General features: G+C 75.7%; 12 protein-coding genes. 7 read left to right on the forward strand and 5 right to left on the reverse strand.

Features of this window, described 5'->3' with window-relative positions; genetic code table 11:
• Positions 1-91: 91 nt before the first annotated feature.
• Positions 92-922, reverse strand: coding sequence for a type IV toxin-antitoxin system AbiEi family antitoxin (locus ACA361_RS09620; RefSeq protein ID WP_375011479.1), 831 nt, complete (start codon positions 920-922; stop codon positions 92-94).
• A 73-nt stretch (positions 923-995) separates the two neighbouring features.
• Entirely contained in the window at positions 996-1736 is a 741-nt protein-coding gene (locus ACA361_RS09625) for an alpha/beta hydrolase (protein ID WP_375011480.1), read from the reverse strand.
• Positions 1737-1864: 128 nt separating this feature from the next.
• Between ACA361_RS09625 and ACA361_RS09630 the strand changes: the two genes are divergently transcribed.
• The 5 genes from ACA361_RS09630 (at position 1865) to ACA361_RS09650 (ending at position 6214) form a co-directional block, all read left to right on the forward strand.
• Positions 1865-2503 (forward strand): hypothetical protein, encoded by a 639-nt coding sequence (locus ACA361_RS09630; RefSeq protein ID WP_375011482.1) that lies wholly within the window; start codon positions 1865-1867, stop codon positions 2501-2503.
• A gap of 204 nt (positions 2504-2707) precedes the next feature.
• A complete protein-coding gene (locus ACA361_RS09635; RefSeq protein WP_375011483.1) occupies positions 2708-3628 on the forward strand; it encodes a helical backbone metal receptor in 921 nt (306 codons plus the stop codon).
• 53 nt (positions 3629-3681) lie between these two features.
• Complete coding sequence (locus ACA361_RS09640; protein WP_375011999.1) at positions 3682-4704, forward strand: FecCD family ABC transporter permease; 1023 nt, start codon at positions 3682-3684, stop codon at positions 4702-4704.
• Entirely contained in the window at positions 4701-5471 is a 771-nt protein-coding gene (locus tag ACA361_RS09645) for an ABC transporter ATP-binding protein (RefSeq protein ID WP_375011484.1), read from the forward strand. Before ACA361_RS09640 ends, ACA361_RS09645 begins: the two co-directional genes overlap by 4 nt.
• Entirely contained in the window at positions 5468-6214 is a 747-nt protein-coding gene (locus tag ACA361_RS09650) for an adenosylcobinamide amidohydrolase (protein WP_375011485.1), read from the forward strand. The genes ACA361_RS09645 and ACA361_RS09650 overlap by 4 nt, the downstream gene beginning before the upstream one ends.
• A gap of 54 nt (positions 6215-6268) precedes the next feature.
• Here ACA361_RS09650 and ACA361_RS09655 read toward each other — a convergent pair whose 3' ends face one another.
• The 3 genes from ACA361_RS09655 to ACA361_RS09665 all read right to left on the reverse strand — a co-directional run bounded on the left by ACA361_RS09655 (position 6269) and on the right by ACA361_RS09665 (position 9859).
• A complete protein-coding gene (locus tag ACA361_RS09655) occupies positions 6269-7525 on the reverse strand; it encodes a chromosome segregation ATPase (protein ID WP_375011486.1) in 1257 nt (418 codons plus the stop codon).
• A 78-nt stretch (positions 7526-7603) separates the two neighbouring features.
• Entirely contained in the window at positions 7604-9166 is a 1563-nt protein-coding gene (locus ACA361_RS09660) for an AMP-binding protein (RefSeq protein ID WP_375011487.1), read from the reverse strand.
• 84 nt (positions 9167-9250) lie between these two features.
• The gene (locus ACA361_RS09665; RefSeq protein WP_375011488.1) at positions 9251-9859 is read right to left on the reverse strand and encodes a TetR/AcrR family transcriptional regulator; all 609 of its coding nucleotides are present in this window, start codon (positions 9857-9859) and stop codon (positions 9251-9253) included.
• A gap of 98 nt (positions 9860-9957) precedes the next feature.
• Between ACA361_RS09665 and ACA361_RS09670 the strand changes: the two genes are divergently transcribed.
• Positions 9958-11565, forward strand: coding sequence for a carboxyl transferase domain-containing protein (locus ACA361_RS09670; protein ID WP_375011489.1), 1608 nt, complete (start codon positions 9958-9960; stop codon positions 11563-11565).
• 8 nt (positions 11566-11573) lie between these two features.
• Complete coding sequence (locus tag ACA361_RS09675; RefSeq protein ID WP_375011490.1) at positions 11574-13535, forward strand: acetyl/propionyl/methylcrotonyl-CoA carboxylase subunit alpha; 1962 nt, start codon at positions 11574-11576, stop codon at positions 13533-13535.

Raw genomic sequence — 13535 nt, forward strand, 5'->3', positions numbered from 1 at the left:
GACAGAACGGGCGATGCGGCGAACACGGGCATAGGCGAACGCGGTCAGGGGGAGCATGGGGGCGCGCGGCCGCACGCCTTTACATTGTAGATCATAAACATCGGCGGCCTCGGCGGCGGAGGTGGGCCAGATGGGTCGTGACCCGGTGCAGCGTCCGCTCGTCCGGGCTCCAGCCGCGATGCAGGAGCGAGGTCAGGAGGGCCTCCAGGTACGGGCCGGGGGCGGGCAGGACGTCACGGGTCACGGGGATGACCTCCCAGCCGTGCTCGCGGGCGAGCCAGCGGCGGCGGGCGGTGTCGCGGGCGCGGGCCGCAGGGCCGGTGTGGTGCTCCTCGCCGTCGTACTCCAGGCCGACGCGGAACTCCTCGTAGCCGAGGTCGACGGCGAGCGGCTCGCCGCGCGGGCCGGGGACCCGGACCTGGGTGCGGGGACGGGGGAAGCCGGCGCTCACGACCAGCAGCCGGGTGCGGGTCTCGCCGGGGGACGCGGCGCCCGGGTCGGCGAGGCGGAAGGCGTCCCGGAGGCGCGCCGAGGCGCGGCAGTCGGGGAGGTCGCGGGCCATGAGGCGGAGGGCGTCCAGGGAGACGCCGGCGCGCAGGAACTGGTCGAGGGCGGCGACGGCCTCGCCGCGCGGGAGCCGGCGGGCGCAGTCGAGGGCGGTGCGGGCCGGGGTCGTCACGCGGACGCCGGCCTCCTCGGTGACGTGCGCCGCGGGCGGGCTGCGGGCCAGGTCGACCTCCCACTCGGAGGCGTTCCGGCCGGGCGGCAGGACGTCCAGGCCCCAGATCCAGGCGGCGGCGCGGCCGGCCACGACGCCGGCGGGGGCGAGGCGGGCGATCAGGGCGGCGCGGGCGGGCGGGGAGTCCTCGGCGCCGGCGGTGACGGCCGTCCCGGCGTGGCTCCAGCTGAGTCGGGTGGTCATCCCACGAGCGTGACGGCCGCCGGCGGGCGCGCGGGAGGGGTCGCGGGAACTGTGGACAAACGGCCGCGGGCGCCTAGGGCGCCGTCACGGCCCACTCGCCGATGCGCTTGATGAGGTCGTGGGTGGCGGCCACCTCGGCGTGCCCGAACCCCGGCTCGATCCACAGCTCCCGCGGCTCGCGCGCCGCGCCGTACAGCTGGCGGGCGTGCTCCAGCGGCAGGAACGGGTCGGCGTCCCCGTGGACGACCAGCAGCGGGGCGGGGGCGATGCGGGACGCGACCTCGTGCGGGGCCGCGGGCTCGGGGTTCCAGCCGCCGGGGGCCACCCGGGTGCCGCGCGCCAGCCGTACGGCCAGGCGGCCCATCCGGCGCTCGATGACCCAGTGGACGCGGCGCATCGGCACCGTGCCGCGGTAGTACCAGCGGGCGGGGGCGCTGACCGAGACCACGGCGTCGACGCCGCCGCACAGGGCCGCGTGCCGTACCGCGACGGCGCCGCCCATGGAGAACCCGACGGCCGCGACGCGCCCGTACCCGCGCCGCCGGGCGGCCGCCACCGCGGCGTCGACGTCGAGCACCTCGCGGTCGCCGACGGTGGAGCGGCCGCCGGAGCGGCCGTGGCCGCGCAGGTCGAGGCCGATCACGCCGCCGTGGGCGTTGAGCGCGGCGGAGATCCGGCGCAGCACGGGCTGCCGCCACGAGCAGGTGAACCCGTGCGCCACCACGAAGCACAGCCCGCGGTCGCCGGGGCTGTGGCCGGCGTCGATGCGGACGCCGTCCCGGGTGAACAGGGTCAGCGGATCGGGTTCGCGCACCCTCACATCATTCCCGATACCAGGAAAGCCGGACGAAACGGACGTGACACCGGACGGTGGCGCCCGGCCGCCGCCGCCCCCGCCCGGCGGCCCTCGCGCCCCGGTGGCGGCCCGGATAGCGTGGCCCCATGGACGAATCGACCACCACCCGCCGCGCGCTGCACGGTGTCGCCGAGCTGCTCCTGGCCGGGCCGCAGCACCGCGAGAGCGGCACGATCCGGCTGGCGGTCACCCCGGACGGCTTCGCGACGACCGCCGCGCCGCGGCTGCGCGTCGCGGGCACCGAGCTGGTCGCCGGCGACCGGGTGATCCCGATGAACGGCACCACGTTCCGGGAGCTGGCCGCCGCGGCCGACGTCGCGGACCCGGGCGGCCCCCGCGACCTCTACCGCGACGGCAGCGGTGCCGGGCTCGACGACCTCATCGGGGTCGACGCCGGCGCGGCCGGAGTGGTGCACACCGCCTTCGCGCGCGGCGACGAGGCGCTGCGGCGGCTCGCGCCGGAGGTGACGCCCGTCCTGTGGCCCGAGCACTTCGACGTCGGCATCGCGGTCGGCGAGGTCAACTACGGCGTCTCGCCGGGCGACTCCTACCTCGGCGAGCCGTACGCGTACGCCGCGCCGTGGAAGCCGCGCGCCGGGTCGTTCTGGAACGCCCCGTTCGGCGCGGCCCGGCCGCTGGGGGAGCTGCCGGGCGCGACGGCGATCCTCGACTTCCTCATGGAGGGCCGGGACCGGGCGGCGGCCGACCCCGTACGCGAGGGCTGAACCGCTCAGGCCGCCTGATAACGTGCAGTTCACGCGCGCTCTGGAGCGAAGTCCGGTGTGATCCCGGCGCTGTCCCGCAACTGTGATGCCCGTCCCGGGCCGAGCCAGGTCGCCTCCGCCCGCGCGACGTTCCCCGACCTCGTGGAAGGGCGGGCCGTCACTCCGGTGCGGCGGGCCTGCCCTCCCGTAGCCATGGAGGCTCCCTTGAGACCCGTACGTGCCCTCGGCGCGGCCCTGATCGCCGGTGTCCTGACGCTGGCGGCCGGCTGCGGCTCCGGCGACGAGAAGCCGGCGGCGGCGGGCGGCGCGGTCACCGTCCAGGCCGCCAACGGCGCCGTCACGATCCCGGCCGTGCCGAAGCGGATCGTGTCCCTCTCCCCCACCCACACCGAGACGCTGTTCGCCATCGGCGCCGGCCCGCAGGTGGTGGCGGTCGACGAGTACTCCAACCACCCGGCGAACGCGCCGAAGACCAAGCTGTCGGGGTTCAAGCCGAACGCCGAGGCGATCATCGCCCACAAGCCCGACCTGGTCGTGCTGTCCGACGACATGGACGGCATCGTCAAGGCGCTGGAGAAGGTCAAGGTCCCGGTGCTGCTGGAGCCCTCGGCCGCCAAGCTGGACGACGCGTACGACGAGATCATGGACCTGGGCACCGCCACCGGCCGCGCGGACCAGGCGAAGAAGCTCACCGACGACATGCGCGCGAAGATCCAGCAGACCGTCGCGGCGTCGTCCAAGGGCAAGGGCCTGACCTACTACCACGAGCTGGACGACCAGCTGCACACGGTGACGTCCAAGACGTTCATCGGGCAGGTGTACGGGATGTTCGGCCTCGAGAACATCGCCGACAAGGCCGAGAAGGCCGCCGGCGGCTACCCGCAGCTGTCGCGCGAGTACCTCGTCAGGAGCGACCCGGCGCTGATCTTCCTCGGTGACACGAAGTGCTGCGGGCAGAACGCGTCGACGGTCGGCAAGCGGCCCGGCTGGCAGGACCTCACGGCGGTGCGGAAGAACGGCGTGGTCGAGCTGGACGACGACATCGCCTCCCGCTGGGGGCCGCGCCTGCCCGACTTCGTCAAGGCCATCGGCGACGCGGTGCGGAAGGCCCCGGCGGCTCAGTGAGCAAGCCGTTCGCGGGGGCGCCCGGGGCCCCGGCGGTCCCGGCGCCCGCGCGGCTGCGGCCCGTGCCGCTGGCGGTGGCGGTGGCGCTGCTGGCCGCCACGCTCGTGGCCGGGCTGCTCGTCGGCGCGGCCGGGCTGCCGCTCGGCGGGGTGCTCAAGGCGCTGCTGGACCGGCTGCCGTTCGTGTCGGTCGACTCCGGGCTCAGCGTGGTCGAGCGGAACGTGCTGTTCGAGCTGCGGCTGCCCCGGGTGCTGATGAGCGCGCTGGTCGGCGGCCTGCTGGCGATGGCCGGCGCGGGCTACCAGGGCGTGTTCCGCAACCCGCTGGCCGACCCGTACCTGCTGGGCGCCGCCGCGGGGGCGGGGGTCGGCGCCACCCTGATCATCGTGGTGACGCCGGGCGACCCCGCGTACAGCGTGCCGCTGGCGGCGTTCGCGGGCGCGATCGGCGGGGTGTTCCTGGCGTACGCGCTGGGCAACATGGCCGGACGCGGCGGCGGCTCGGGCGCGGCGACGCTGGTGCTGGCGGGCGTGGCGGTGTCCAGCTTCCTGTCCGCGGTGCAGACGTTCCTCCAGCAGGCCAAGGCGGAGGAGCTGCAGCGGATCTACTCGTGGATCCTGGGCGGGGTCGGCTCGGCCGACTGGCGCCAGCTGGCCATGGTCGCCCCGTACGCGCTGGTCTCCACCGTGGTCCTGCTGCTGCACGGCCGGCTGCTGGACGTGCTGGGCGTGGGCGACGAGGAGGCGTCCGCGCTGGGGCTGTCGGCGGCCCGGGTCCGGCTGGTGGTGCTGGTCGCCGCGTCGCTGGCGACGGCCTGCGCGGTGGCGGTCAGCGGGCTGATCGGGTTCGTCGGCATCGTCGTGCCGCACGTGGTGCGGCGGCTGGCCGGGTCGTCGTACCGGGTGGTGCTGCCGCTGTCGCTGCTGGGCGGCGGGGCGTTCCTGGGGCTGGCGGACCTGGTCGCGCGCAGCGTGGTCGCGCCCGGGGAGCTGCCGCTGGGCGTGGTGACCGCGTTCGTCGGCGGGCCGTTCTTCGTGCTGGTGCTGCGCGCGACCCGCAGGCAGGTGGACGCATGACGATCACGGTGCGCGATCTGGACGTCGCGCTGGACGGCCGGCCGGTCCTGCACGGCGTGTCCCTGGAGGTGCCGGCGGGCTCCTGGACGGCCGTGATCGGCCCGAACGGCGCGGGCAAGTCGACGCTGCTGCGGGCGGTCCTCGGGCTGCGCGGCGCCGCGGGCGAGATCTCCATCGCGGGCGCCGACCCGCGCGCGCTGAAGCCGCGGGAGCGGGCCCGGCTGGTGGCGTACGCGCCGCAGAACCCGAACCTGCCCGCCGGGATGGCCGTCCTCGACTACACGCTGCTCGGCCGCTCCCCGTACATCCCGCACCTGGGGCGGGAGAGCGCGCGGGACCGCGCCGTCGCCGCCGAGGTGCTGGAGCGGCTGGACCTGGCCGGGCTGGCGGGCCGCACGCTGGACCGGCTGTCGGGCGGCGAGCGGCAGCGGGTGGTGCTGGCCCGCGCGCTGGCGCAGCAGACGTCGGTGCTGCTGCTGGACGAGCCCACGACCGCGCTCGACATCGGCCACCAGCAGCAGGTCATGGAGCTGATCGACCGGCTGCGGCTGGCCGACGGGCTGACCGTGGTGACCACGATCCACGATCTGACGCTGGCCGGGCAGTACGCCGACGACCTGGTGCTGCTGTCGGGCGGCCGGGTCGCCGCCGCCGGGCCGCCCGCCGGGGTGCTCACCCGGGACGCGGTCGCGGCGCACTTCGACGCGCGCGTGCGGGTCACGCCGGGCGCGGGCGGCCGCCCGATCCTCTCCCTGGAGCGGCCGTGAGACTCGATCTGGTGTGGCGCGAGGAGGACGGCGCGCGCTTCTGCGCGACGGTGTGGCGGCCCGGCCCGGGGCTGCGGATGATCTCCTCGGGGATGGCGGGCGGCGGGATCGGGCCGCGGAACTGGGTCCTGAACGCCCAGGTCGCGAGCGACTACGCGCGCACGGACCCGGCCGCGCACATCGCGGAGCTGGCCGCCGCGTGCGGGCTGCGCGGTCCCGGTGTCGGGCTGCTGACCGCCGCCTCGGTGGACCGGACGATGCGCCGCCGGGACGAGGGGGTGACGGCCGCGGCGACGGTCGGGCTGCGCGTCCCGACCTGGGCGGCCGCCCCGGCGGGCGCGGCGGACCCGGAGCTGGCGCCGGTGACCGCGGACGGCCGGCGGCCGGGAACGATCAACATCGTGGTGGAGGTGCCGGCGCCGCTGTCGGACGCGGCGCTGGTGAACGCGGTCATGACGGTGACCGAGGCCAAGACGCAGGCGCTCCTGGAGGCGGGCTACCCGTGCACGGGCACCGCCTCGGACGCGGTCTGCGTCGCCGCGCCGATCCCCGCCGGGAACGGGCACGGCGGGGGCATCGGGAACGCGGAGGGCACCGAGCCGTTCGCGGGGCCGCGTTCGGTGTGGGGCGCGCGGATCGCGCGGGCCGTCCACGCGGCCGTCCACGCCGGGGCGCTCGACTACTCCGAGTACCTGGCGGGCACCGGCCGCCGCGCCACCCCGGTGCGGCACGGCGGCCGGTAGGGCCAGTGGTGTGGTGGAAGGCGACCACCTCCTCGCCGTCTCGTCCTCGCTTCCTCAGGGGGCGCCCGGTCGGCCGGTCGCCGGCAGCTGCACGCCGTTCAGCGGATGCAGCCCGGTCGGCGGCTCCTGCTCGACCGGCCGGCGGGCGCCCTGGCGGGGGGCGGCCATCTGGGTGAGCGCGTCGACGCGCCGGCGGGCGCGCTCGGCCTCGGCGCGGGCGGCGTCCCGCTCGCCGGTGAGGGCGGACACGGCGGCGCGCAGTTCCTCGGCGGTCTGGGTGAGCTGCCAGTTGGCCTGCTCGAACTCGTGCATCCGGGCCTGGATCTGGTCGCGGTCGGCGACCGCCTGGCCGCGCTTGGTCTCGGCCTCCCGGACGGCGGCGCGCAGGTCGTCGGTGGCGCGGCGGGTCGCGGCGGCCTCGATCCGGTGGCCCTCCACGATCGTCTCGGACTCCGACAGCCGGGCGTGCAGCGTGACCAGTTCGGAGCGGGCGGCCTCCAGGGCGGCGAGCAGCTCGCCCTCGCGCCCGACGACGTGGTCGCGTTCCCGCTCGGCGGCCATCCGGCTCGCGATGGCCTGGTCGGCGGTCTCCTTGGCCTGGGCGGCCTCCGCGCGGGCCGCGTCCCGGTCGGCGGCGGCCTGCTCGGCGCGCTCGCGCGCGGCGGCGGCGTCCCGGTCGGCGGCCTCGGCGCGGGCACGGGCCGAGGCCGCCTCCCGCCAGGCGTGCTCGGCCTGGCGCTGGGAGGCGTCGCGCTCCTCCTGGGCCACGGCCACGTGCGAGGCGGCCTCGGCCTGGGCGGCCGCCACCCGGCGCTCGACGCCCGCGACGCTCAGCTCGGAGGCCAGCGAGCCGGCCAGCCGGTCGGCGGCCGACTCCAGCCGCTCCACCATCTCCCAGGCCCAGGCCACCTGCCCGGTGAGCCCGGGGGTCTCCTTGCCGCGCTCGCGCCGGTGCCGCGCCTCCCGGCCGCACGCGCCGTCGTTGTCGGCGCAGTACCGGAGGGTGCGGGCGCCGCTGACGGGCTGCGGCACGGGCCGCCCGCAGCTGGCGCACGGCCAGACGGCGACGGGGTCGCCGATCCGCGCGATGTCCAGGTCGGGGAGCGTGTCGGGCGCCGCCCTGACGGCCGGTGCGGGGGCGGCGGGCTCTGCGGCGGGGGCGGGCGCCCGCCGGTCCGGACCGGCCGCCGGACCGGCCGCCGGGCCGCCCGTCCGGTTCCGGGCGTGCCGGGCGCCCGCCGTCGTCTCGCCACCGCCGGGACGGTGGATGACCTTGTGATCACCGAGTGGAGCGACCTTCTGGTCCGTCATGTGCCGTTGTACGCACGCGCGCCGCGAAGCGTTCGACGTATCTCACGGCATTTTCCACCCTTTTATCCCCTACCGCCGCTATGAACTCTCACCCTGCTCTCGTTGCTCGCGCAAGTACCCTTCCCGCACGCGGCGGCGGCTGAGCTTGCCCGACGGGGTGCGCGGCAGCGAGTCGCGGAACTCGATCCGCCGCGGATGCTTGAGCCTGGCCAGGAGCGTCGCGCAGTGCGCCAGCAGCTCGTCCGCGAGCGCCTCGCCCTGCTCGCTGCCGGGCGCCGGCTCGACGAGGGCGACCGCGCTCTGCCCCCAGTCCTCGTCCGGGACGCCGATCACCGCCACGTCCGCCACCGCCGGATGCTGGAGCAGCGCCGCCTCGATCTCGGCCGGGTAGATGTTCACCCCGCCGGTGATGATCAGGTCCGTCCGGCGGTCGCTCATGTAGAGCCAGCCGTCCTCGTCCAGGTGGCCGATGTCGCCGGGCGTGTAGAAGTCGCCGATCATGCTGGCCGCGGTCTTGTCCGGATCGCGGTGGTACTCGAAGCCGGCCTGGCCGCGCGCGTAGATGAGGCCGGGCTCGCCGGGCGGCAGCTCCGCGCCCGACTCGTCGAAGATCTTGATCTCCACGCCCTCGACCGGGCGGCCCACCGTCCCCGGGTGCTCCAGCCACTCCCGCGGCCTGGCCACCACGACCGGCCCGCTCTCGGTGGAGCCGTAGTACTCGTACAGCACCGGCCCCCACCAGTCGAGCATCCGCCGCTTGGTCTCGACGGGGATCGGCGCGGCGCTGTGGTAGACCTGCCGCAGCGACGACAGGTCATGGCGGCCGCGCACCTCGGCGGGCAGCCCGAGCATCCGGTGGAACATCGTCGGCACCATGAACGCGTTGGTGACGCCGTACCGCTCGATCAGCTCCAGCGTCCGCTCCGGCTCGAAGTGGTCGCCGACCACGACCGCGTGCCCGAGGTTCAGCGACAGCAGGGCGTGCACGCACGGGGCCGAGTGGTACAGCGGGCCGACCGCCAGATGGACCTCGTCACCGGGCTCGATCTCCAGGTTCCTGGCCAGGGTCTCGCGCAGGACGGCCATCGCGAGCTCGGGCGGGAAGTCCAGCAGCGGCCGCCGCACACCCTTGGGCCGACCTGTCGTCCCGGACGTGTAGAGCATGACCGAGCCCATCCTGCGCTCGTCCGGCGGATCGGCCGGCCGCCCCTCCAGCACGGCGTCCAGCCGCTCGAAGCCCTCGGCCGGGTCGATCGAGACGCGCCCCTCGGGCTTGACGGCGGCCTCGGCGGCGGCCGCCGTCACCGCGTCCGCGAACGCCGCCTCGGTGACGACCACCTTGGACCCGCTGTCGGACAGGATGTAGCCGATCTCGGGCGCGGTGAGGTGCCGGCTGACCGGGACGAGGTAGACGCCGCTCTGCATGGCGGCCAGCAGGACGGCCAGGAACTCGGCCCGGTTGCCCAGCACGGTCGCCATCGCGTCCCCGGGCTCCAGCCCGAGGGCGCGCAGCGCGTGCGAGATGCGGTTGACGTCGGCGTGCAGTTCCCCGTACGAGACCGTGCCCGCGTCGCTCAGGAACGCGGGCCGGTCCGGATGAGCGGCGGCGATCTCGTAGAAGCTGACCCCTTGGAATCCCATGCGTACTCCTCCGGCCCGCGGCTGCTGTCCGGTCCATCGAGCTATGCCGGGCGGGGAGATGTCAAGAGCTGCGTAAGTATCGAGTTACATCGGTGACGCGCCGCCCCGGTGGCACAGCGCGGCCAGCGCCATCGCGTGCAGCAGCTCGGCCATCGCGTCGCGGTCGAGGCCGGCGGCGCTGTACGGGGTGGAGTTGAGCAGCCCGAAGCAGGCGTGCACGGCCGCGCGGGTGCGGTCGGCGGGCTCGCCCGGGCGCAGCCGGCGCAGGACGCCGACCCATTCCTCCACGTAGGCGCGCTGGAGGCGGCGGATCCGGTGGCGGTCGGCCTCGGGGACGTTGTCCAGCTCGCGGCCATGCACGGTGATCAGCGCGGGCTCGTCCAGCGCGAACGCGATGTGGCCGCGCAGCAGGGCGTCCAGCGCCGCGGCCGGATCGGGGTCGGCGGCCCGCCGGGCGCCCTCGGCGAGCAGCCGCCCGCTGATGTCCAGCAGCATCTCGGCCAGCACCGCCTCCTTGCCGCGGAAGTGCCGGTAGAGGGCGGGCCCGGTGAGGCCGACGGCGCGGCCGAGGTCGCCGATCGACACGCCGTGGTAGCCGCGCCGCGCGAACAGCTCGGCGGCGGCGCCCAGGATCTCGGCCCGGCGCGGGTTGGCGGGCCCCGGCCCGGCCGGCTCGCTGCTGGCGTGCGTCATGGCGGCAGTCTAGACTGGCATTGTTAATGAGGACTAACATCTGCATCCTGAAGTGAATTGTTAATGACTCTTAACAAGCGGGGACGGGTGAGCGAGGGATGAGCGGACCGCCCGAGCTGGTGTCGCGGGCCGATCCCGGCGACGCGGCGTTCAAGAGCGCCGCCGCGGCCAACGAGGCGCTGGCGGCCGAGCTGCGCGAGCACATCGACCGGGCCGGGAGGGGCGGGCCGGAACGCGCCCGCGACCGGCACCTCGCGCGCGGCAAGCTGCTCCCCCGCGACCGCGTCGACACGCTGCTCGACCCCGGCTCGCCGTTCCTGGAGCTGTCGCCGCTGGCCGCGCACGAGATGTACGGCGGCGAGGCGCCCGGCGCCGGGATCATCACCGGCGTGGGCCGCGTCGCCGGCCGCGAGTGCGTGGTCGTCGCCAACGACGCGACCGTCAAGGGCGGCACGTACTACCCCGTCACGGTCAAGAAGCACCTGCGCGCGCAGGAGGTGGCCCTGCACAACCGGCTGCCGTGCCTCTACCTGGTCGACTCCGGCGGCGCGTTCCTGCCCCGCCAGGACGAGGTGTTCCCCGACCGCGAGCACTTCGGCCGGATCTTCTACAACCAGGCCACGATGTCCCGCGAGGGCATCCCGCAGATCGCGGCCGTCCTCGGCTCCTGCACGGCCGGCGGCGCGTACGTCCCGGCGATGAGCGACGAGGCCGTGATCGTCCGCGACCAGGGCACGATCTTCCTGGGCGGCCCGCCGCTGGTGAAGGCCGCCACCGGCGAGGTCGTCACCGCCGAGGAGCTGGGCGGCGGCGACCTGCACTCGCGCGTCTCCGGCGTCACCGACCACCTCGCCGAGGACGACGCGCACGCGCTGTCGATCGTCCGCGGCATCGTCGGCACGCTCGGCCCGCGCTCCCCGCGTCCCTGGGACGTCGCCGCGCCCGAGGAGCCCGCGCACGACCCCGCCGAGCTGTACGGCGTCGTCCCGCCCGACCCGCGCACCCCGTACGACGTCCGCGAGGTCATCGCCCGCGTCGTCGACGGCAGCCGCTTCCAGGAGTTCAAGAAGGAGTACGGCGCGACGCTGGTGACCGGGTTCGCCCGGATCCACGGGCACCCGGTCGGGATCGTCGCCAACAACGGCATCCTGTTCGCCGAGTCGGCCCTCAAGGGCGCGCACTTCATCGAGCTGTGCGACCGCCGCTCGATCCCCCTGGTCTTCCTGCAGAACATCTCCGGCTTCATGGTCGGCCGCGAGTACGAGGCGGGCGGCATCGCCAAGCACGGCGCCAAGATGGTCACGGCCGTGTCCTGCGCCCGCGTCCCGAAGTTCACGGTGGTGATCGGCGGCTCGTTCGGCGCCGGGAACTACGCGATGTGCGGGCGGGCGTACGCGCCGCGCTTCCTGTGGATGTGGCCGAACGCGCGGATCTCCGTCATGGGCGGCGAGCAGGCCGCGAGCGTGCTGGCCACCGTCCGCCGCGACCAGCTCGGCGACGCCTGGTCCGCGGAGGACGAGGAGGAGTTCAAGGCGCCGATCCGCGACCAGTACGAGCGGCAGGGCAACCCGTACTACTCCACGGCCCGGCTCTGGGACGACGGCGTCATCGACCCGCGCGACACCCGCCGCGTCCTGGCCCTCGGCCTGTCCGCCGCCGCCAACGCGCCGCTGGAGCCGGTCGGCTACGGCGTCTTCCGGATGTGAGGAGCCCGATGTTCGAGAGCGTTCTGGTGGCCAACCGGGGTGAGATCGCGATCCGGGTCTTCCGCACACTGCGCCGCCTCGGCGTCCGCTCGGTGGCCGTGCACACCGGCGCCGACGCCGGCGCCCCGCACGTCCGCGCGGCCGACGAGGCGGTGCTGATCCCGTCGTACCTGGACATCGAGGCCGTCGTCGGCGCCGCCCGCCGCACCGGCGCCGCGGCCGTCCACCCCGGTTACGGCTTCCTGGCCGAGAACGCCGCGTTCGCCCGCGCCTGCGCCGCCGCGGGCCTGGCCTTCGTCGGCCCGCCCGCCGAGGCGATCGAGGCGATGGGCGACAAGATCCGGGCGAAGCGGACGGTGGCCGCGGCCGGCGTCCCGGTCGTGCCGGGACGGAACGAGGCGGGCCTGCCGGACGCCGCGCTGGCCGAGGCCGCGCTGGCCACCGGCCTGCCCGTGCTGATCAAGCCGTCGGCGGGCGGCGGCGGCAAGGGCATGCGGCTGGTGCGCGCCGAGTCCGAGCTGGCCGGCGCGATCGACTCGGCCCGCCGCGAGGCGCGCGCGTCGTTCGGCGACGACACCCTCCTGGTGGAGCGGTTCGTCGAGAACCCGCGGCACATCGAGATCCAGGTCTTCGCCGACTCCCACGGCAACGCCGTCCACCTGGGCGAGCGCGAATGCAGCCTCCAGCGCCGCCACCAGAAGATCGTCGAGGAGGCCCCGTCTCCCCTGCTCGACGCCGAGGCCCGCGGGCGGATGGGCGCCAGCGCCGTCGCCGCCGCCCGCGCGGTCGGCTACACCGGCGCAGGAACGGTCGAGTACATCGTCTCGGCCGACCGGCCCGGCGAGTACTTCTTCATGGAGATGAACACCCGGCTCCAGGTCGAGCACCCCGTCACCGAGATGGTCACCGGACTGGACCTGGTCGAGCTCCAGCTGCGGGTGGCCGCCGGCGAGCCGCTCCCGTTCACCGAGGCCCCGCCGCTGGACGGCCACGCCGTCGAGGCCCGCGTGTACGCCGAGGACCCGGCCCGCGGCTTCCTGCCGACCGGCGGCGAGGTCCTGCTCCTGGACGAGCCCGCCGGCGACGGTGCCGGCGTCCGGGTGGACTCCGGGCTCGCGGAGGGCACCGAGGTGGGCGGCGCGTACGACCCCATGCTCGCCAAAGTGGTCGCGTGGGGCGCGGACCGCGCCGAGGCCCTGCACCGGCTCGACCGCGCGCTCGCCTCGTACACGCTGCTGGGCGTGCCGACGAACATAGCGTTCCTCCGCTCGCTGCTCGCCCATCCGGAGGTGGCGGCCGGCCGCATCGACACCGGCCTGGTCGAACGCTCCCTGGACGAGCTGTCCCCCGCCGTCCCCGTACCGCCGGAGGTCCTCGCCGCCGCCGCGCTGGAACGCATGCTCGCCCTCGAATCCGACGATCCGGACCCGTGGGCCGTACCGGACGGCTGGCGGCCCGGAGCGCACGCCTGGACGCCGTGGATCATCACCCCCGCCGGCGGCGACCCGGCCGAGGTCCGCGTCCAGGGCCGTGCCCGCGACGCGCTCGTGGCCGTCGGCGGCGCCGAGCCCGTCCGCGCGTCCCTCGCCCGCGGCGGCGCCGGCGACCTCGCCCTGACGTACGGCGGGCGGACGCTCACCTTCCGGGCCGCCCGCCAGGGGGACACCCTGTGGCTCGGCCGCGGCGGGCACGCCTGGGCGCTCGCCGAGCACGTCCGGGCCGGACGGGGCGCCGACGCCGCCGTCGCCGGGGACGGCGTCCTGCGCAGCCCGATGCCGGGGACCGTCCTGGCCGTCAAGGCCGCCGAGGGCGACCGCGTCGCCGCGGGCGAACCGCTCGTGGTGGTCGAGGCGATGAAGATGGAGCACACCGTCACCGCGCCGGTCGGCGGCGTGGTCGCCCGGCTGCCGGCCCGTGCCGGGGCGCAGGTCGCCCTGGACGCGGTGCTGGCCGTGATCGAGGAGGGCTGA

Origin of the sequence: Actinomadura sp. 21ATH (assembly GCF_041951345.1) — a bacterium.
Lineage (GTDB): Bacteria > Actinomycetota > Actinomycetes > Streptosporangiales > Streptosporangiaceae > Spirillospora.